This window comes from Novosphingobium cyanobacteriorum, from assembly GCF_029436685.1.
In the GTDB taxonomy this organism is placed as follows: Bacteria; Pseudomonadota; Alphaproteobacteria; order Sphingomonadales; family Sphingomonadaceae; genus Novosphingobium; species Novosphingobium cyanobacteriorum.
Genome location: NZ_JAROCY010000003.1, coordinates 72,054 through 91,916, shown reverse-complemented (window position 1 = coordinate 91,916; position 19,863 = coordinate 72,054). Strand labels below are relative to the sequence as shown.

16 protein-coding genes are annotated in these 19,863 nt (G+C 65.4%); 11 read left to right on the top strand and 5 right to left on the bottom strand.

Going from position 1 to position 19,863, the window contains the following annotated elements:
- Nucleotides 1-81 precede the first annotated feature (81 nt).
- Genes POM99_RS03695 through POM99_RS03680 form a run of 4 tightly spaced genes read left to right on the top strand, consistent with a single transcriptional unit; the run spans nucleotide 82 to nucleotide 9,984 of the window.
- Complete coding sequence (locus POM99_RS03695) at nucleotides 82-1,500, top strand: multiheme c-type cytochrome (protein ID WP_277275457.1); 1,419 nt, start codon at nucleotides 82-84, stop codon at nucleotides 1,498-1,500.
- Nucleotides 1,500-3,473 carry a heme-binding protein gene (locus POM99_RS03690; RefSeq protein WP_277275456.1) on the top strand — a complete coding sequence of 658 codons (1,974 nt, stop codon included), beginning with the start codon at nucleotides 1,500-1,502 and terminating at the stop codon, nucleotides 3,471-3,473. The genes POM99_RS03695 and POM99_RS03690 overlap by 1 nt, the downstream gene beginning before the upstream one ends.
- Nucleotides 3,470-5,413, top strand: coding sequence for a hypothetical protein (locus tag POM99_RS03685; RefSeq protein WP_277275455.1), 1,944 nt, complete (start codon nucleotides 3,470-3,472; stop codon nucleotides 5,411-5,413). Before POM99_RS03690 ends, POM99_RS03685 begins: the two co-directional genes overlap by 4 nt.
- The gene (locus tag POM99_RS03680; protein ID WP_277275454.1) at nucleotides 5,413-9,984 is read left to right on the top strand and encodes a hypothetical protein; all 4,572 of its coding nucleotides are present in this window, start codon (nucleotides 5,413-5,415) and stop codon (nucleotides 9,982-9,984) included. Before POM99_RS03685 ends, POM99_RS03680 begins: the two co-directional genes overlap by 1 nt.
- A 65-nt stretch (nucleotides 9,985-10,049) precedes the next feature.
- On the opposite strand, the gene POM99_RS03675 is transcribed toward POM99_RS03680, so the two are convergent.
- Both POM99_RS03675 and POM99_RS03670 read right to left on the bottom strand, forming a co-directional pair.
- The gene (locus POM99_RS03675) at nucleotides 10,050-10,460 is read right to left on the bottom strand and encodes a hypothetical protein (RefSeq protein ID WP_277275453.1); all 411 of its coding nucleotides are present in this window, start codon (nucleotides 10,458-10,460) and stop codon (nucleotides 10,050-10,052) included.
- Entirely contained in the window at nucleotides 10,450-10,638 is a 189-nt protein-coding gene (locus POM99_RS03670; RefSeq protein WP_277275452.1) for a hypothetical protein, read from the bottom strand. Before POM99_RS03670 ends, POM99_RS03675 begins: the two co-directional genes overlap by 11 nt.
- A gap of 102 nt (nucleotides 10,639-10,740) precedes the next feature.
- Between POM99_RS03670 and POM99_RS03665 the strand changes: the two genes are divergently transcribed.
- A complete protein-coding gene (locus POM99_RS03665; RefSeq protein WP_277275451.1) occupies nucleotides 10,741-11,463 on the top strand; it encodes a S24 family peptidase in 723 nt (240 codons plus the stop codon).
- Nucleotides 11,464-11,698: 235 nt separating this feature from the next.
- Nucleotides 11,699-12,364 (top strand): MBL fold metallo-hydrolase, encoded by a 666-nt coding sequence (locus tag POM99_RS03660; RefSeq protein ID WP_277275450.1) that lies wholly within the window; start codon nucleotides 11,699-11,701, stop codon nucleotides 12,362-12,364.
- Nucleotides 12,365-12,661: 297 nt separating this feature from the next.
- Here POM99_RS03660 and POM99_RS03655 read toward each other — a convergent pair whose 3' ends face one another.
- Nucleotides 12,662-13,051, bottom strand: a complete 390-nt coding sequence (locus POM99_RS03655; protein WP_277275449.1) for an MAPEG family protein — start codon at nucleotides 13,049-13,051, stop codon at nucleotides 12,662-12,664.
- A 217-nt stretch (nucleotides 13,052-13,268) separates the two neighbouring features.
- Here POM99_RS03655 and rpmF point away from each other — a divergent pair, with 217 nt between their 5' ends.
- From rpmF to POM99_RS03630, 5 genes are all read left to right on the top strand, one after another.
- The gene (rpmF, locus tag POM99_RS03650; RefSeq protein ID WP_147091317.1) at nucleotides 13,269-13,448 is read left to right on the top strand and encodes a 50S ribosomal protein L32; all 180 of its coding nucleotides are present in this window, start codon (nucleotides 13,269-13,271) and stop codon (nucleotides 13,446-13,448) included.
- A 29-nt stretch (nucleotides 13,449-13,477) separates the two neighbouring features.
- Nucleotides 13,478-14,581 carry a phosphate acyltransferase PlsX gene (gene plsX, locus POM99_RS03645; RefSeq protein WP_277275448.1) on the top strand — a complete coding sequence of 368 codons (1,104 nt, stop codon included), beginning with the start codon at nucleotides 13,478-13,480 and terminating at the stop codon, nucleotides 14,579-14,581.
- On the top strand, nucleotides 14,578-15,555 hold the full coding sequence (locus tag POM99_RS03640) for a beta-ketoacyl-ACP synthase III (protein ID WP_277275447.1): 978 nt from the start codon (nucleotides 14,578-14,580) through the stop codon (nucleotides 15,553-15,555). Before plsX ends, POM99_RS03640 begins: the two co-directional genes overlap by 4 nt.
- A gap of 134 nt (nucleotides 15,556-15,689) precedes the next feature.
- Complete coding sequence (locus POM99_RS03635; protein ID WP_277275446.1) at nucleotides 15,690-15,989, top strand: integration host factor subunit alpha; 300 nt, start codon at nucleotides 15,690-15,692, stop codon at nucleotides 15,987-15,989.
- 5 nt (nucleotides 15,990-15,994) lie between these two features.
- Nucleotides 15,995-16,450, top strand: a complete 456-nt coding sequence (locus POM99_RS03630) for a MerR family transcriptional regulator (RefSeq protein WP_277275445.1) — start codon at nucleotides 15,995-15,997, stop codon at nucleotides 16,448-16,450.
- 93 nt (nucleotides 16,451-16,543) lie between these two features.
- On the opposite strand, the gene POM99_RS03625 is transcribed toward POM99_RS03630, so the two are convergent.
- Together POM99_RS03625 and POM99_RS03620 are read right to left on the bottom strand one after the other, a co-directional pair.
- Nucleotides 16,544-17,089 (bottom strand): SixA phosphatase family protein, encoded by a 546-nt coding sequence (locus tag POM99_RS03625; protein WP_277275444.1) that lies wholly within the window; start codon nucleotides 17,087-17,089, stop codon nucleotides 16,544-16,546.
- Nucleotides 17,086-19,821, bottom strand: a complete 2,736-nt coding sequence (locus POM99_RS03620; protein ID WP_277275443.1) for an ATP-dependent DNA helicase — start codon at nucleotides 19,819-19,821, stop codon at nucleotides 17,086-17,088. Before POM99_RS03620 ends, POM99_RS03625 begins: the two co-directional genes overlap by 4 nt.
- Nucleotides 19,822-19,863 lie beyond the last annotated feature (42 nt).

Here is a 19,863-nt window from a genome sequence, read left to right as displayed (position 1 = left end):
TCGCATTGCGGTATCATCGCCGGGCGCTGGCCAGGGGCAAAAGCTCCGGTTGGCGGGATCGATGGCGGGGAACGAGGGGCAATGCAGGGCATAACCATGATCATCCGGCGGCTTGCCGCTGTGTGCCGTTCGCTTCCGCGCCCCGCTGGGGCGGCGCTTTTCCTGTGCCTTGCCATGGCAGGCGGCGCACTGGCGACCGCGTGGGCGGTTGCGCCCGCGCCGGTCCGTGCCGAAAATCCTGCCGCCTCGCTGCGCGCGCACATGGGAGTCGCCAGCTGTGCCGGCTCCACCTGTCATGGCCGCTCGGTCGCCAGTGGCACCCCGGTGCGGCAGGACGAACTGCTGCGCTGGCAGGAAGAATCCAGCCCCACCGGTGCGCACAGCCGTGCGTGGCGCGTCGTCACCGAAGCGCGCGGGCAGGCCATCGCGCGCCGGCTCGGGCTTGATGGTGCGGGCGTGGTGCGCGAATGCGCCGGCTGCCATGCCTCGCAGGGCGCCAAGAACCTCAACGATGGCGTCGATTGCGAAGCCTGCCACGGCAATGCCGGCGGCTGGCTCTCGACCCACTATACCGTCGGCGCCAGCCACGCGCGCAACGTGGGGCAGGGGATGGTGGACCTGACCGCGCCCAAAGTGCGCGCCGGGGTCTGCCTCGATTGCCACCTTTCGGGTGACGGGCAGGGCCAGTTCATCGCCCACCGCATCATGGCCGCAGGCCACCCGCGCATCTCGTTCGAGCTGGACCTGTTCTCCACGCTGCAGGCCCACCACGATGAGGACGCGGACTATATCCAGCGCAAGGGCCACCGCACCAATTCGATGCAGATGTGGGCCGTGGGCCAGGCCGAAGCGGTGAAGCGCGGGCTTGAGCTCTACAGCCAGCCGGCCAAGGCGCAGGACGGGATCTTCCCCGAATTCACCTTCTACGATTGCCATTCGTGCCATCGTCGCATCACCGACAACGAAGACGGCGCAGTCACGGCGGTGCCCAATCCGGGCCGGCCGATCCACCTCGGCATGCCGCCCTACAACGACGAGAACATCATCCTGCTGCTCGCCGCGGCAAAGGTGGTGGCGCCCGATCTTGCCGCGCAGTTCGACGCGCGCAGCAAGGCGTTCCACCGTGCGATGGGGGCGAACCGGGCAGAAACGGTGGCTGCGGCGCAGGCGCTGCGCCAGTCGGCGGAGGCCTTGGCCAGCCGCATGGGCGGGGCCGACTTCAGCCGCGAACGCACCTTTGCAATCATGGACGCCATCGCCAGCGAGGCGATTTCCGACCGCCTGACCGACTATCAAGGATCGGTGCAGTCGGTCATGGCCATTGACACGCTGCTGAACGGCATGGTCAATTCCGGCATGGTTTCCGCCGGGGCATCAACCGGCCTGCGCGGCCAGATCAACCAGGCCTATGCCGCGGTGCGCGATCCCAACGGGTTCCAGCCGATCGGCTTCCGTCGCGCACTTGGTGGCGCGATCCGTTCGATCCGGAGCCTGCGCTGATGGGTTTGCAGGCGCTTGTCCGCTGGCCGGTGGCGGTTGCCGCCTCGCTGTCGCTCGCCGTGGCCGGTTGCGGCGGCGGGGATTCGGGTGGCGGCACGCCAGCACCCACGCCATCGCCCAGCCCGGGCCGCGTCTATGTCGCTCCGGCGCAGGTCTCGCTCAGCGTTTCCGATGTGCAGAAGATCGTCGCCCAGGCGGTGGGTGAGGCCAAGGCACGGGGCAAGCCGGGCATCATCGCGGTGACCGACCGCGTGGGCAACGTGCTCGCCGTCTATCGCATGAACGGCGCGCCGATGCAGATGACAACCAGCCGCCTGACCGGCGCGGGAACCGAAAACCCTGCGTCCTTCATGCTGCGCGGCGTCACCGTCGACGCCTCGCTTGGCGCCATCGCCAAGGCGGTGACCGCGGCCTACCTTTCGTCCAGCGGAAATGCGTTCTCCACCCGCACCGCCAGCATGATCGTACAGCCGCACTTTCCGCCCGCGCCCAGCACGCCGGGGCTGGAAAGCGGCCCGCTGTTCGGCGTGCAGTTCAGCCAGCTGCCCTGTTCCGATCTCAACACGCGCTACGTGTCTGGCAATGCGGGCAGTGCCGCGTTCATCGGGCCGAAGCGTTCGCCGCTCGGCCTGGCGGCAGATCCCGGTGGGCTGCCGCTTTACAAGAACGGCGTGGTCGTGGGCGGTATCGGCGTGATGGCTGATGGCGACTATGGCTTTGATCCCAACGTGCTTGATACCGACAGCGACGACGAGGAATTCGCCGCGCTGGCCGGCACGCAGGGGTATGAGGCACCAACCGCCATTCGTGCGGAAAAGATCACCGCCGACGGCACCTCGCTGCGCTTCTCGGATGCGACGACGAAGGGGCTTCACACCCTGCAATCGAGCTATGCCGCGATCGACGGCGTGGGTGGCGCGCTGATGGCGGTCACCGGCTATTTCGATGGCGCATCCATCGTCGCCGGAGTCGCCTATGGCACCGAGGCTTCTGGCTATCGCTATGCCACTGCGGGCGAATTCTCGAATCAGGATGCCTATGTCCTCACCAACGGTTCGGGCGCTGATCGCTATCCCATCCGCGCGGGCACCGATGCGGCCGCCGTGGGGCAGGCGCTTTCCGCCGCCGAAGTGCGGGCCGTGCTGGAGCAGGCGTTCAAGGTGATGAGCCGCGCCCGCGCGCAGATCCGCCAGCCGCTCGATTCCCCGGCGGAAGTCACGATCTCGGTCGTCGATACCTATGGCACCCCGCTTGGCATCGTGCGTTCGCCCGATGCGCCGATCTTCGGCACCGACGTTTCGCTGCAGAAGGCGCGCACCGCCGCGCTGTTCTCCAACCCGGTGGCGGGGGCGCAACTGGCGGGTGATCCCGATCCGCTCGTGGCCGATTTCGTCGCCAAGGCTCGCGCCTTCATCGGCGATCCCACCGCGCTCACCGGCAAGATCGCCTTTGGCGACCGCTCGGGCGGCAACCTCTCGCGCCCCTATTACCCTGATGGCGAAGTGGGCAAGCCCAACGGCCCGTTCTCCGAACCCATCGACCAGTGGAGCCCCTTCGCCACCGGCCTTCAGACCGCGTTGATCCTGCAGGATGTGGTCACCCACGTCGGCTATGTGCAGTCGGGCGGTGCGTCTCCGGACGTGAAGCAGCAGTGCTCGAACCTGCCCGATGCGCCGGGCGGCAAGAAGCGCGTGGCCAACGGCATCCAGATCTTCCCAGGCTCGGTGCCGATCTATCGCGGCAATACGTTGGTGGGCGCCATCGGTGTTTCGGGTGACGGCATCGACCAGGACGACATGATCTCGTTCCTTGGGGCGCACAATGCCGGGGTGCAGGTCGGCTCCATCGGCAACGCGCCCAAGGCCATCCGCGCCGATACGCTGGTGATCAACGGGGTGCGGCTGCGCTATGTGAACTGTCCGTTCGCGCCATTCCTCGACACCAGCGACCAGAACGTCTGCGAGGGGCTGTGATCGTCTCCGCCGCCCTCATCGCCCCGGCGCTGGTCCTGTCGGAACCGCTGCGCCAGTCTGTTCCAGCCGCTGCGCTTGCCGCGTCGCAGGATCCCGGCGCCGAACCGCCAATCACTGCTGACGACGCGCTGATCGATGGTCGCCGCCGCCCAGGCCACCAGAAGGAGCTGCCGGACAAGGTCGAGCAGGACAATCCCGGCGCCGTCAACGCGCCCGAGCCCGAGGCGTTCTACGAAAAGTACGATGGCGACGGGCCGTTGGATGCGGACATGCTGGATACCGGCTTGCCCGATCGCTGGCGCATCGTCTCTTCGCTGTGCCCCACGCGCAGCGCGAGTGATCAGGGGCCACCGGCGATCTACACGCTGTTCCCCAAGCTCGCCTACATGTGCCATTCGAAGGCCGACCCCTTTCACCACAACACGCTGAAGGGTGACCGCCCTCTCGCGCGCGGCAAGAAACCCGGCTTCCTCAAGGGCGACGACTGGTTCTTCATCGCCAACGGCGTGTCCGACACGCTGGTGGAACCGCGCAGCTTCCCCATTCCGGTCGGCAACCAGACCACCACCGATTCCAACGAGATCGACGTGTTCGGCCGCAGCCACAGCCTGGTCCTGGCGCAGACCTTCGTCGCCGGCTTCTCGCTGCTCAAGGGCCTCACCGCGTTCAAGCCGCCGATCGTCGAATACCGCATCGCGATTGCCGGCAACATCAACCACGTGGAAGTGCCCGAACGCCGCGTGCTCTATGTGGAACCGTCAAAGGGCACCAAGCGTACCGATGGCTTTATCGGCCTGCAGGAAGCCTTCATCGACTATCACATCGGCCGGTTCGACACCAAGCGGTACGACTTCGTGTCCCTGCGCGTCGGCATCCAGCCGTTCCAGTCGGACTTCCGCGGCTTCCTGTTCAATGACAACCAGCTTGGCGTGCGCCTGTTCGGCAACCGCGACAACAACCGCGTGCAGTTCAACCTCGCCGCGTTCTGGCGGATCGAGAAGGACACCAATTCCGGCCTCAACGACATCGGCCAGCCGTTGCGGCGTGACTGGATCTTCACCGGCAACCTCTATCGGCAGGATTTCCCCGTCGTCGGCCTGACCAGCCAGATCTCGGTCACGTGGAACCGCAACCGCGAAACCAAGCTCTATTCCGACAAGAACGGCTTCCCCGTGCGCCCCGCGCTGCTCGGCACCCTGCGCCCGCGCACATATGACGTGGTCTATCTCGGCTATGGCGTCGATGGCCACATTGGCCGCCTGAACCTTACCGGCCAGGTCTATGGCGCGCTGGGCAAGGACCGCGACAGCTTCCTCACCAATGCCCCCGCCAATATTCGCGCGTGGTTCGCTGCGGCAGAGGCGAGCTATGACCGTGACTGGATGCGCTTCCGCGCCTCGGGCCTTTATGCCAGCGGTGACAGCAACCCTTATGACAATACCGAGGGCGGCTTCGACGCCATCCTCGAAAACCCGCAGTTCGCGGGTGCGGATGCTTCCTACTGGATCCGCCAGACCATTCCCTTTGCCGGCGGCGGCCGCGCGGTTTCGGTCAATGGCCGCAACGGCATCCTCAATTCGCTGCGCTCGTCGAAGGATCAGGGGCAGTCGAACTTCAACAACCCCGGCACCGTCCTCACCGGGCTCGGCGCGGATTTCGACCTCACGCCAAACCTGCGCGTGTCGGCTGACGCCAACCATCTGTGGTTCGCCAATACCAAGGTGATCCAGGTGCTGCGCAACGAAGGGTCGATTCCCAAGGATATCGGCTGGGACCTCTCGCTCTCCACCATCTATCGCCCCAAGGCGGCGCAGAACGTGATCTTCCGCCTGTCGGGCGCTATGCTTCAGGCGGGCAGCGGCTTCCGTGACCTGTTCGACAAGCGCGGCCACGGGCAACAGTTCTATTCCATCCTCGCCAACGCGACGCTGAGCTTCTGATGCGGGTTATCAACATGATCGGGCGGGCCCACACGCTTTCGCTGAAGCTGCTGTTCGTGGCGTTCCTGGCGCTGCTGGTGCCCAGCGCGCTGCTCGCCTCGGGCGAGGAAACGCCGCAGAAGATCACCTATGTCCGCGCCCCTGCCGCTCCGCGCGGCCAGCCGGGTGAGACGGCGGCAGAGCAGTGGGCCTATGTCGACAAGCAGAACGCAGGCTGCGTCTCCTGCCACACGGCCAGCGATCACAAGACCATGCACGCCAGCCCGGCGGTGGTCCTCGCCTGTGTCGATTGCCATGGCGGCAACCGGGAAGTGGTGGCGGACCGATCGTGGAACCGGCACTCGATGGAATATGTCGCCGCGCTGAAGCAGGCGCACGTGCTGCCGCGCTTCCCGGTGGCATGGGGTTGGCCCAGCTCGGCCAATCCCAAGCGTTCCTATGCCCTGCTGGCCAAGGAAAGCCCGGAATTCATCCGCTTCGTCAACCCTTCGGACTATCGCGTGGCGCGCGATTCCTGCGGCGCGTGCCACATGTCGATCATCGAGGCATCGGAACGCTCGCTGATGTCCACAGGCGCGATGCTGTGGGGCGGCGCGGCCTATAACAACGGCATCGTCCCCTTCAAGAACTACATGTTCGGTGAAAGCTTCACGCGAAAGGGCGAGCCTGCGCTGCTCAAGTCCGCGTCGAAGCAGATCGGCCCCGATGGAAAACCGATGTGGGGCACGGTGACTCCGGCGGAAAAGGCGCGTGGCGCGTTGCCGATCCTCTATCCGCTGCCGCGCTGGAACACCATTCCGCCGGGTGACGTGTTCCGCGTGTTCGAGGATGGCGGTCGCGTCATCAACCCGCAGTTCCCGGAAATCGGCCTGCCCAATTCCACCGGTTCCATCCAGAAGCTGGACGAACCCGGCCGGCCCGATCTGAAGCAGTCGAACCGCGGCCCCGGCACCGGCCTGCGCGTGGCGATCCCGGTGCTCAACATCCACAAGACGCGCCTGAACGACCCGTTCCTGTTCCAGATGGGCACCAACGATCAGCCGGGCGACTATCGCTCGTCGGGCTGTGCTTCGTGTCACGTGATCTATGCCAACGATCGCGAACCGCGCCATTCGATGAACTATGCGCAGTGCGGGCGTGACGGGCAGACCATCACGGCCGATCCCACCATCAATTCCCTGCGCGAAGGCGAACACCGCCAGGGCGCCTATGGCACCTATGACGCCGCCAAGGAGGAGCATCACGAACGCGTGCGCGCCACCGTGCTCGGCGGCAAGGGCAAGTACCTGGGCGGCGACGGCACCGATCCCGAGGAAAAGTCCGATCTGGCTGCCAACTGCGCCCGCGCGATCGCCTCGGCCGAACAGCTGACCTTCTCGCCGGCCGAGGGCCAGGCGCCGCACGGCACCAGCAGCGAGCATGCGATGAGCCAGGCCGAGGCGCATGCCGCAGCCGGGCTGGACAAGGACGGACATGCCGCCAGTGGTCATGTGGGCGGGCCTGCCGCCGATCACTATGTCGCCATGCAGGATCGCGAACGCGGCCACCCGCTGGTCCACGCTTTCACCCGCGCCATCCCCACGGCGCAGTGCATGAACTGCCACATGCACCAGCCGAACATCTTCCTGAACACCTACCTCGGCTACATCATGTGGGATTATGAATCCGATGCGCCGCGCATGTGGCCGGGGCCTGAGAACACCGCGCCCAAGCCCTCCGGTATGTCGGACGCCGATTGGCAGAAGGCGTTCAAGAAGCAGTTCCACCCCAACATGGCCGAACAGCGCGAAGTGCTGGACCGCAATCCCGAGGGCGCAGCCACCCGGGGCCTGTGGCGTGACGTGGAATTCCTGCGCAACGTCTATGACCTGAACGCCGAAAACAAGGACACCCAGTTCGCCGACTACCACGGCCACGGCTGGAACTTCCGCGCCATCCTCAAGCGTGATCGTCGCGGCAACCTGCTCGACGACGATGGCGACATGACGAGCTATGGCACCGACACCGCGCACATCATCGATCCCAACGATCCGCAGAAGTGGCGCAAGGCGGGCGAGGGCAAGTTCGTCCAGCCGGGCTATGACAACCCCGGCAAATCGGTCCACATGATGGATATCCACGCCCAGGTCGGCATGCAGTGCGCCGATTGCCACTTCGCGCAGGACAGCCACGGTAACGGCATGATCTATGGCGAAGTCGCCAACGCGGTGGAGATCGGCTGCAAGGATTGCCACGGCACGCCCGATGCATACCCCACGCTGATGACCTCGAACATGGCGGCGCCGGAAAAGGGCAACAACCTTGCCCTGCTGCGCAACGCCGATGGCCAGCGCCGCTTTGAATGGACCACCGAGGCCAATGGCCGCCGCGTGCTGATCCAGCGCTCGATCATCGATCCCAAGCTCAGCTGGCGCGTGTCGCTCGTCAAGGAATCGGTCGATCCGCAATATGCCGGGCAGACCGAGCCCGACGGCCGCCCCGTGTTCAATCCCAAGGCGGCGCGGGCGAAGCTCATGGCCAAGTCAGCCGCGGATGACGGCATGTACAAGTTCGGGCTTGGCGTGGCCAAGGAAGCGCGCGCCCATCGCGACGACGACATGGCCTGCTTCACCTGCCACCTCAGCTGGACCACCAGCTGCGCCGGCTGCCACCTGCCGATCGAGGCGAACTGGAAGAGCACGACGCACAAGTACGAAGAGGACTACACCCGCAACTACGCGACCTATAACCCTCAGGTTGCGCGCGATGACATGTTCCAGCTGGGCAAGCACCAGCGCAACAAGTCGTCCGGTTCCGATCCGGTGAAGTTCGATGCGGCGGGCAACCCGATCAGCGGCAAGGCGATCACCGCGCCGATCCGCTCCACTTCGGCGCTGATCCTTTCGTCCACCAACATCAACCGCGAACGCATCTATGTGCAGCAGCCGCCGATCTCCTCGATCGGTTACTCCTCGCAGGCCTTCGCCCCGCACTTCCCGCACACCGTGCGCAAGAACGAGACGAAGCAGTGCACCGACTGCCACGTCAGCCAGGATGACGACAACAACGCCATCATGGCGCAGCTGCTGCTGCTCGGCACCAACTACGTCAACTTCGTCGGCATGAACGCGTGGACCGGCCTGCAGGGCGGGTTCGAGGCAGTGCGCGTCACCGAATGGGACGAGCCCCAGGCCGTGATCGGCTCCTACCTCCATCGCTATGCCTATCCGGATTTCTACAAACTCCACGTCGAAAAGAACGATCGCGAGCTGAAGAACTGGACGCGCGGCGCCATCATGGATGGCAAGCTTTCGGGCGAGACCACGGGGCGTGAACAGTTCACCAACCCCACCAAGGGCACGGCCGATGCGGTCCGCTGCCTGCAGATGCGCGGCGAATACATGTTCGTGGCCGAAGGGAAGGGCGGCTTCCGCGCCTATGACATCGCGCAGGTGGGCGACAAGGGCTTCTCAGAACGCATCACCACCGCGCCGTTCTCGCCGCTTGGGCATGATACGCATGTGAAGACCAGCAACGCCACCTGCACGGCGCTGCCCACCAACCAGGCGATCGCGCCCACGCGCAATACGCCGGAACTTCGCGGCCTGAACCAGGAACAGCCGTTCAGCCCGGTCTATCACTATGCCTTCGTCACCGATTCCGTCGAAGGGCTGATCGCGGTGAACGTCGACACGCTGGCCGATGGCGAGTTCCGCAACAACTTCTTCAGCCGCGCGCTCACCTTCAATCCCGATGGCGTACTCACCGGCGCGCGCCACATCACGCTGGCGGGCGACTATGCCTATATCGTCACCGACAAGGCGCTGGTCACCGTCCACCTCCCGGATGCATGGAGCCCGGACAAGCCTTGCGAGGTGAGTGACAAGAACACCTGCCTCGCGCCGCGCATTACTTCGGTCGTGCCGCTGAAGGATCCGCGCGCCACTGCGGTGCAGTTCCGCTATCTGTGGGTCACCACCGCCAACGGGCTTGAACTGATGGATGTGACCAACCTCGCATCGCCGCGCCCCGTGCCGCAGGCCACGGTGCCACTGGCCGACGCCCGCCGCGTCTACCTCGCGCGCACTTACGCCTATGTCGCGGCCAAGGCGCAGGGGCTGGTGATCGTTGACATCACTGCGCCCACGCGCCCTTCGATCTACCAGGCCTATACCGCCAACGGGCAGCTGAACGATGCCGAGGACGTGATCGTCGCGTCCACCAACGCCTCGCTCTTCGCCTACGTGGCCGACGGGCGGAACGGGATGAAGGTGCTGCAGCTGACCTCGCCCGCCAGCCAGCCCAATTTCTACGGCTTCTCGCCCGAGCCGAAGCCCGAACTGATCGCCTGGGCCCGCACGCCCAGCCCGGCGCTCGCCATGTCCAAGGGGCTGGACCGCGATCGCGGCGTGGATGAAACCGGCGGGCAGATGGCCATCTTCGGCCGCCTCGGCTCCCGCCCGTTCAACCGGCCCGAGATGGAGGAGCTGTTCCTCAACAGCCGGGGCGAGGTGTTCCGCGTATCGAACAAGGTGGACATGAGCATGTGGGTCGGCGCGAAAACCGCCCCGCAACTGATGGCTCCGAACTGATCAGGGTTGGAGAGGAAGGCCGCGCCCCGGAATCGAGGGCGCGGCCACAATCTCATCCCGCCACGTCAGGCATCCTCAAGCAGCAGCAGCTCGATCTCCATCTCGATCCGCGGATCGGGCAGCAGGTGCTGCTCCATGCGTGCCACCGCGGCATCGGCCACCAGCACGTTGGGAATGGCAAACTCGTGCTCGGGCAGTGCCGCGATCAGGTGCTCGGCATCGTCGCAGGCTTCCCACCCTTCGAAGCGCAGAACCACCGTGTGGCGCGCGCCGGAAAAGGTCACGCTGGCCCATGGCACTTCGGCATGGCTCACCAGCTCGGCCCGCGATCCGGCCAGTTCCAGCACGCTGCGCAGCAGCCGCTCTCCAGAAGTCACGCGGCGGCGCTTGGGCGGCGGAACCTCCGCGGCCTCTGCGGCAAAGGGCAGGCTCTTGCGCTCGAAGGCTTGGGCAAAGTGGCAGAAATCAAGCAGCATGGCTCTTGCTCCGGTAAGTGTTCATGAAATGTTCCACGCGTAAGGTCAGCTTGGCACGCGGTTCCCGGCCATTGCGAAGGTCGCTCACCAGCCGCGGGTCTCCCGCAGCCAGGCGGCCGAACTTGGTCTCCGGCATCCCGCTGCGGGCGAGGTACCTTTCCACCTTCCAGATCAGCATGAACGATCTCCACGACTCGAAATAGGATTTTTCCTATGTTGACGGAGAAATCCTACATTGCTAGGAAAAGTCCTTCGAAATTGGTGCAAGGACTCGGTAAGCATGGCCACCACGGTCCAGATCGACGGGGAAGGGGAGGACGGGGGCGCCCGTGCCCGCCTGCTCGCGCTATCCACGCAGCGCGGGGTCAGCCTCTCCGCGCTCAGCGCACTGATTGGCCGCAACACCACCTATCTGCAGCAGTTCGTGCGCAAAGGCTCCCCGCGCAAGCTTGAGGAGAATGACCGCCGCACCCTCGCCGAATTTTTCGGAGTGGGGGAAGAGGAACTGGGCGCCCCCCCGCGTGGTGGCGTGATCACCATCGCCACGGCCGCTCGGCTCCCGGTTTCGCGCGCCACCGCCGCCACCGCCGCCACCATTGCCGAATGGGCCGATATTCCCCGCCTGCCGCTCGGTGCCTCCGCCGGTCCCGGCGCGCACGCGATGGAGGAAATCCCTTCGGGCGCGCTGCGCTTCAACAATCGCTGGCTCAAGGGGCAGGGGCTCGAACCCACGATGCTCTCGGTGATCGAGGTCGAAGGCGATTCGATGGAGCCCACCCTGCGCGATGGTGACGAGATCCTTGTCGACCGCACCCCCCGCCCGATGCGCGCCGGCATCCACGTGATCCGGCTGGACGACGTGCTGCTGGTCAAGCGGCTGGAGCCCGGCCCTGCCGGCACCCTGCGCGTGATCAGCGACAACCCCGCCTATCCCCGCATGGAACGCAGCCTGCACGACATCGAGATCATCGGCCGCGTCGTCTGGAAAGGCGGCCGGCTTTAGTCAGGTTCCGCGCAAAGACGCGAGGACGCAAGGGATCTGGTTCGCGCAGATTTCGCAGAGTTCGCTGGGAGAAGCATCAGCGGCGAAGCTGCCCCTATCTCGTCTTCTCTGCGTCCTCTGTGCTCTCTGCGCGAAACCCATTTCATCTCTGCGTCTTCGCGCGAACCAATCTTCTTTCCGCCCTCCGCCAGCGCAAAGCTTGCCATCCAGCGCAACCCGCGCCATCTCCGCACGCATGACCAACCAAGCCGAACCTCCGATGCGCGTGGCGATCATTCCGGTCACGCCGTTGCAGCAGAACTGCACGCTGGTGTGGTGCACCAAGACCATGCGCGGCGCCTTCATCGATGCCGGCGGAGACCTGCCGCGCCTGAAGCAGGCGGTGGAAAAGACCGGCGTCACCATTGAAAAGCTGCTCGTCACCCATGGTCATATCGATCACTGCGGCGGCACCGGCATCTTCGCGCGTGAACTCGGCGTGCCGATCGAAGGCCCGGAAGAGGCCGACCGCTACTGGATCGCCAAGCTGGGCGAAGATGGCCGGAAATACGGCATTGAAGGTGAACTGTTCGAACCCACCCGCTGGCTGCATGATGGAGACAAGGTCATCGTCGGCGAACTGGAGCTGGATGTCATTCATTGTCCCGGCCACACGCCCGGCCATGTGGTGTTCTTCCACGCCCCTTCGCGCTTCGCCATTGTGGGTGACGTGCTGTTCCAGGGCTCGATCGGTCGCACCGATTTCCCGCTGGGCAACCACCAGGATCTGATCGATTCGATCACGCAGAAGCTTTGGCCGCTGGGCAATGATGTCACCTTCGTCCCCGGCCACGGCCCGGTCAGCACCTTTGGCCAGGAACGCAAGACCAACGCCTATGTCAGCGACTACGCATTGAGCTGATCGATGTCTCGAAGGTTGCGCCAGCATCCTTCGACAAGCTCAGGATGGGCGGGACTCAGCGGTTACATCAACGCAAACCGCTCGTGGTGAGCCTGTCGAACCACCACAGCACAACGCGTGCCCCAAACAGTTTCGCGCAGAGCCCGCAGAGGCCGCAAAGAGACGACAAAAGCGGCGAAGCCACCCCAATCCCTTTCCTCTCTGTGCCTCTGCGCCTCTGCGCGAACCAATCTCTTCCTCTTCGCGTCTTCGCGTCTTTGCGCGAACCAAATCAATCCAAATGGCCGTCGTGGATTCTCACATATCCAGCGCGATCGTCACCGCCCACACGGCCAGGCCCAGCTGGCTCAGCATCGTGGTCAGCGTGCCCACGCTGCGGCCCGGGCCGAACACGCCACCGTCCATGCCCACGCCATGCGCCACGCGGCCCAGGGTATAGGCGGCCGCCACGCCCATCAGCCACGGATTGGGCCCGCGCGCCAGTTCCACCGCGGCGATCAGGACCAGTACGATCGGGGTATTCTCGATGAAGTTGGCCTGTGCGCGCATCCGGCGGATCAGACCTTCGTCGCCGCCGTCGCCGATGGAAATCTTCTTCTGGGTGCGGATCATGCCGATGCGGATCGACAGCCAGATGTTCAGCACGGCTGCCGCCGCTGCGGAAGCGAGTGTAATGGGCAGGATCATGTGGTTGTTTTTCCCTCTCCGTCTTGTCGGATTCTTCTAGCGGTCCAAAGCTTGCAAATCATCCAGAAATCCGTATAGGCGCGCCTTCGCCTGCGATGGGGCGAAAGGCCATTCCAGCATCTTCTGCGGCTGCGTTCGCACGGGGGTTGTGCGGCAAGGTGCTTTTCCCTATCGCGCCCAAGACAGACAGTTTGCAAGATCAGGAATAGGTGCCGAGATGGCCGTCCCCAAGCGTAAAACCTCGCCGTCGCGTCGCGGCATGCGTCGCAGCCACGATGCGCTGAAGGTTGAAGCATTCCACGAATGCTCGAACTGCGGTGAGCTGAAGCGCCCGCACAACCTGTGCACCGCTTGCGGTCACTACAACGGTCGCGAAGTCATCGCCGTCGGTCTCTGAAGGCCGGATAACGGGGGGATTGCCGGAACATGAGCCTGCCGCGTATCGCCGTTGATGCGATGGGCGGCGATGAAGGCGTGCGCGTTATGGTCGAAGGCGCGGCGCTTGCCCGTCGCCGCCATGATCAGTTCAAGTTCCTGCTCGTCGGGGACGAAGCGCGCATCCGGCAGGCGCTGGAAAACCACCCGAATCTTCGGGCGGCGTCGGAAATCCTTCACGCCCCCGATGTCGTTTCCGGTGATGAAAAGCCCACGCAGGCGCTGCGCCGGTCGAAGACGACCTCGATGGGGCTTGCCGTTGATGCGGTGAAGCAGGGCCTTGCCGGCGCTGCGGTCAGTGCAGGCAACACCGGCGCGCTGATGGCCATGTCCAAGCTGGCGCTGCGCACCATGCCCGGCATTGATCGGCCGGCGCTTGCCGCGCTGCTGCCCACGCTGGGCGAACACGATCTCGTCATGCTCGATTTGGGCGCCAACACCGATTGCGATGCCCGCAACCTGGTGCAGTTCGCCATCATGGGCGCGGCCTATTCGCGGATCGTCAACGGGCTCGAATCGCCCCGCGTCCGCCTGCTCAACATCGGCACGGAAGAGACCAAGGGTACCGGCGATCTTCAGGACGCCGCCGCCTTGCTCAAGCGGGCCGATGGCCAGCTCGCCTTCACCTTCGATGGATTTACCGAAGCGGACAAGCTTTCGCGCGGCGATGTCGACGTGGTGGTGACCGATGGCTTTTCCGGCAACATCGCGCTCAAGGCGATGGAGGGCGCGGCCCGCTTCGTGGCGGACCTGCTGCGCCGCAGTTTCTCATCGTCGCTGCGCTCGAAGTTCGGTTTCCTGATCTCGCGCCCGGCCACGGAGCTGCTCAAGCACCATCTTGATCCGAACAATCACAACGGCGCGGTCTTCCTTGGCCTCAATGGCGTGGTGGTGAAAAGCCATGGCAGCGCATCGGCGCTGGGCGTGGCGCATGCCGTGGCGGTCGCTGCCCGCCTGCTGGAGGAAAACCTGACCGAGCGTATTGCCGCCGACCTTGCCCGCGTGGGTGAGGAGGCCATCCGCACCTCGGGCCGCACCAACGGCAAGGCTGCTGTGAATCCGGAAGTGGCGCCTGCGGCGGAGAAGCGGGCATGACGGTGCGTTCCGTCATCCGTGGCAGCGGATCAGCCCTGCCGCGCCGCGCCGTCTCCAATGCCGAACTGGCAACGATGGTGGATACCTCCGACGAATGGATCGTCGAGCGCAGCGGCATCCGTACCCGCTATTTCGCGGGGGAAGGGGAAAGCACCTCCACCCTTGCCACCGACGCTGCAAGGCGCGCAATGGAAGCCGCCGGGTTCGATGCGAACAGCGTTGACCTGATCGTGCTCGCCACCTGCACGCCGGACCAGACCTTTCCTGCCACGGCGACCATCGTGCAGCACAACCTGGGCTGCAACGGCGGCATTGCCTTCGATGTCGCGGCAGTGTGCTCGGGCTTCCTCTATGCACTCGCCACCGCGGATTCGCTGCTGCGGACCGGGATGGCAAAGCGGGCGCTGGTGATTGGCGCCGAAACCATGAGCCGCATTCTCGACATGGAAGACCGCACCACTTGCGTGCTGTTTGGCGATGGCGCGGGTGCGCTGGCGCTTGAGGCGGTCGATGTCGATGCGTCCGATCCGTTGGCGCCGGGCATCATTTCCAGCCGGCTCCATGCCGATGGCAAGCACAACGAACTGCTCTATGTGGATGGCGGTCCGTCCACCACCGGCACCGTTGGCAAGATCCGCATGAAGGGCAAGGAAGTGTTCCGCCACGCGGTCACCAACCTCGCATCCGTGCTGGAAGAAGTGCTTGAAGAAGCGGGGAAAACCGCCGCCGATATCGATTGGGTGGTGCCGCATCAGGCCAATTACCGCATTCTTGATGCCACCGCGCGCAAGCTGTCGCTGCCTGCGGAAAAGGTCATCGTCACGGTTGATCACCACGCCAACACCAGCGCCGCCTCGGTGCCGTTGGCCTTCGACACGGCGGTACGCGATGGGCGGATCAAGCCGGGGCAACTGGTGATGTTCGAGGCGATGGGTGGCGGATTTACCTGGGGCGCATCGCTCGCCCGCCTCTGATCCGGCCCCCTGTCTCTGGTTCGGACAGGTTTGCTTCAGTAATAATCCTTCCCTTGCAAGGCATTGCATTGCGCTGCCGCGAAAACGCGTTATGTTCGATCCCCGGACCGTCATATCTGGGGGGATGTTTGGGGATGCGTTCTGTCGGTACTTTGACTCGCGCCGATCTGGCCGAGAGCATCAATCGTCGCGTCGGCTTGTCGCGCGCGGAATCGCTTGAGATGGTCGAGGCCATTCTCGGCCACATGTGCGAAGCGCTGGGCGAGGGTGAAAACGTAAAGATTTCAGGCTTCGGCACCTTCCTGCTGCGCGACAAGGCGGAGCGTGTGGGCCGCAATCCCAAGACCGGGGTGGAAGTGCCGATCACGCCGCGCCGGGTCCTGACCTTCCGTGCCAGCCAGATGCTGAAGGACCGCATCTGCGCCGGTAACTGACCGGAATGTCTGCGTCTTTCCAAGGGTTTGGCGACGGGAAGGAGCCCGGGGCGCTGCGCACCATCGGTGAGGTGGTCGCCGCGCTGGGGATCAAGGCGCATGTGCTGCGGTATTGGGAGGACCAGTTTCCGCAGCTCAAGCCGCTTACCCGCGCTGGCGGACGCCGCTATTACCGAGCGGAAGACATTGAATTACTGGTGGAAATTGATCGGCTGCTGCACCGCGAGGGCTATACCATCCGCGGTGCCAGGCAGGCCATGAAGGGTTGGCGCCCGGGTATGGGACAGGTTGCCGTCGAACCGCGCGAACAGGCGCATGAACCGCAGGAATCCGCCGTTTCCGCGCCTGTCCGGCTGGAATCCGAAGAGCCCGAGGACCAGATCGTGGAGGCGCTGAAGATCCTGCGCAGCCATCTGGAAGCGATCCGTGACCGGCTGGGCGGAGCGCTGGCGCAGGCCTGAAACGGCAAAAAAGACGTAAGTTGAGAACGACTGAGAAGGGGTTGAGAGCGACTGAGCGCGACTGAGACGGGTTGAGCCCGCCTTGAGATGCACTCAGGCGGGCAGTTCCGGGCCCAGTGCCGGGTCCAGATCGCGGGGGCGCTTCAATTCCACCAGCCTTGCGCAGCGATCGTCGATATCGGCCCAGGAATCGATCGCCAGTTCCATCACCGCAAAGGTCGCGGTCGGGAATTTCTGTTCCACCACATCGCGCAGGGGGCTGGACCCGTCATCGGGCACCAGATCGAAGATCAGGTCTTCAAGGCCGGGGTTGTGACCGACCATCAGCACCGCCTTGGGATCGCCCTCAAGATCGCGCAGCAGGTCCATCAGCGTGGCCGAACTGGCGAGGTAGATGCGGCGGTCCCATTCCACGGCAAAGGTGCGGCCCCATGCCTTGCTGGCGGTTTCGATGGTTTCGGCAACGCGCACTGCAGGGCTGGCGATCATCCTGTCAAAGCGATGGCCGCTGTCACGAATATAGCCGCCCATTGCCAGTGCGCCGCGCTGACCGCGCTCGTTCAGCGGCCGGTCGAAATCGCGCGCACGCGCATCCGTCCAGTCGCTCTTGGCGTGGCGAAACAGCGCGAGCGTTTTCAAGCGGTCCCCTCTGGCGCAGCCGGTGCAGGGGCCACTGAAACACCGGTCCCCACGCTTTGTAAAGCGACATCGAGCGTGACGCGACGAACCGGGGTGCCCGGCGGGAAGGCGGAGAGCAGGCGCGAGGGAAAAGCGGCGGAGAGCACGACGAAGTGGCCCCGATCGGTGCCAGAGCGGATCAGCCGGCCAAAGGCCTGCGCCAGGCGGGCGCGGATGATGCGGTCATCATGCGCCTGCCCGCCACCGGCAAGGCGGCGGGCGCGGTGGAGGATCGAGGGCTTGGGCCAGGGCACCTGCTCCATGATCACCAGCCGCAGCGAATCCCCGGGAACGTCCACCCCGTCTCGCAGCGCATCGGTGCCGAGCAGGCTGGCGCGCGGATCATCACGGAAAATGTCGACCAGCGTGCCGGTGTCGATCGGATCGACATGCTGGGCATAGAGCGGCAATCCGGCGCGGGCGAGGCGATCGGCAATGCGGCCATAGACCGCGCGCAACCGGCGGATGGCGGTGAACAGGCCAAGCGCGCCACCGCCCGAAGCCTCAATCAGCCGACCATAGGCGCCGGCGAGCGCGGGAATATCGCCCTTGGGCACGTCGGTGACGATCAGCACTTCGGCCTGGCTGGCATAATCGAACGGGCTTTCCGCCGAGAACATGCGCGGCGCGATGTCGAGGTGTGGCACGCCGCTGCGCACCACGGCGCTGTCCCAGTCGCCACCGTCGGTCAGGGTGGCGCTGGTCATCATCACGCCGTGGGCGGGGGCAAGCACCACTTCGGCAAAAGGCTTCATCGGATCGAGATAGTGCCGGTGCAGTCCGAAATCCCATTCGCGCCCTTCGCTGCGCTCCACCGCCAGCCAATCAACAAAATCGGGATCGGCTGGCCCGCCGAGCCGCGCAAGCAGGCCGATCCAGCCCGAAAGCAGATCGCACCGCCACTGGATGGCCCCGCGCGCGCCTTCGATACGGGCGCGGGCCGGGCCATCGAGCCAGTCAGGACCATCCTCGACAAGGGCTTCCAGCCGTGCGGACAGCTTCACCAGCGGCTTGCGCAGCACCTCCAGCGCTTCCTGTGCGCGGCCGGCCACTTCGATGAAGGCGCCATCGAGCTGGGCGACTTCGGTTTCAAGCCCATAGCCCGCTTCCTGCCCACCGCTTTCATCGCGCGCATGGACAAGGGCGCGGGTGGCGGCGAGGAGATCTTCCAGCGGGCCGGATGGGGTGCCTTCAACCACCCGGGCCAGCCAGCCATCACCGGGCAGGGCCTCGGCCGCCTCACGCGCGCGTTCGATGGCTAGGCCGCCTTCTTCATCATAACTGGCGACATCGGCCAGCCGGGCGGAAAGGCCGCGGCGGCGGCCCCTGCTCTTGCCTTCGGGGCCGATCACCCAGCGGCGCAGCTCGATCGCTTCGGCGCCGGTCAATGCGGCGGCAAAGGTTGAATCCGCCGCTTCGAACACGTGGTGTCCTTCGTCGAAGACTATGCGGGTGGGGCGCTGTGCGACATCGCGGCCCCGCGCGGCGTTGACCATGACCAGCGCATGGTTGGCGATGACGAGTTCAGCCTCTGCACTGGCGCGCGCGGCGCGTTCGATGAAGCACTTCCGGTAATGCGGGCAGCCGGCATAGACGCATTCGCCGCGCTGGTCGGTGAGGGCGGCGATGCCGCGCTTGCGGAACAGCGTGCCGAGCCAGCCGGGCAAGTCCCCGCCGATCATGTCACCATCCAGCGAATAGGCGGCCCAGCGCGCCACGAGCTGCGCCAGGATGGCGGGGCGGCCCTGAAACCCGCCCTGCAGCGCGTCTTCGAGGTTCAGCAGGCAGAGGTAGTTTTCGCGCCCTTTGCGGACCACGACGGCCGGTCTTCCATCACGGTATTCGGGAAAGGCGCGGCGGCTTTCACGGCGCAGCTGGCGTTGCAGGGCCTTGGTATATGTGGAGACCCAGACCGTGCCGCCGCTGCGTTCGCTCCACAGCGAGGCGGGTGCGAGGTAACCCAGCGTCTTGCCGGTGCCGGTGCCGGCCTGGGCCAGTACCACGTGCGGCTGGCGCGCGGTGGTGCGGGGGGCGAAGGCGTGGCCTGCTTCGGCGGCATAGCTGCGCTGTGCCGGGCGTTCCTCGGCCCCTTCGCCGGTCAACGCGCCGAGACGGCCGACGATTTCCGCATCGGTGAGCGCAACCTGCGCAGGCTGGGGCCGGTCACGCGCTTCCTCCCATTCCGGCAGCTTGGAAAAAAGCCACTTTTCGGCCCGTTCGGGCCGGCGGATGCAATCAGTGAGGACATTGGCCCAGGGCCAGCGGAGGCGAACCAGCGATTGCAGCGCGGTCCATGCGCCTTCGCGTTCGGCCCAGTCTTCGCTGCGGCAGGTTTCCATCAAGGCGCCCGCCGCCTGTTGCAGCAGCAATGCCACGGCATCGTCACCCGCCGGTTCGGGCAGGCCGAGCGCATGGGCCAGCCCCTTGGGCGTGGGCACCACGAAGCGCGCGGGATGGACGAAGGCGTAAAGCTCAAGCAGGTCAAGCCCCGAGAGATCGGGATAGCCAAGGCGGCTGGCCACGAGCGGGGCATTGAGCATGAGCAGCGGCGTATCGGCCGCGGCCATGATCGCCTCGCCCTTGCCGATCGCACGGGTAACCATGCCGCCCGCGCGCCCTTCGCGCAGCCAGCACCCGCCATGGCTGGCATGGATAGCGGGCAGGAGCAGCGCGGAATCGCCAGTTTCGGGCATCAGGGCAGCAGTGAACGAAAACGGAACGGGCGGCAAGGGGGC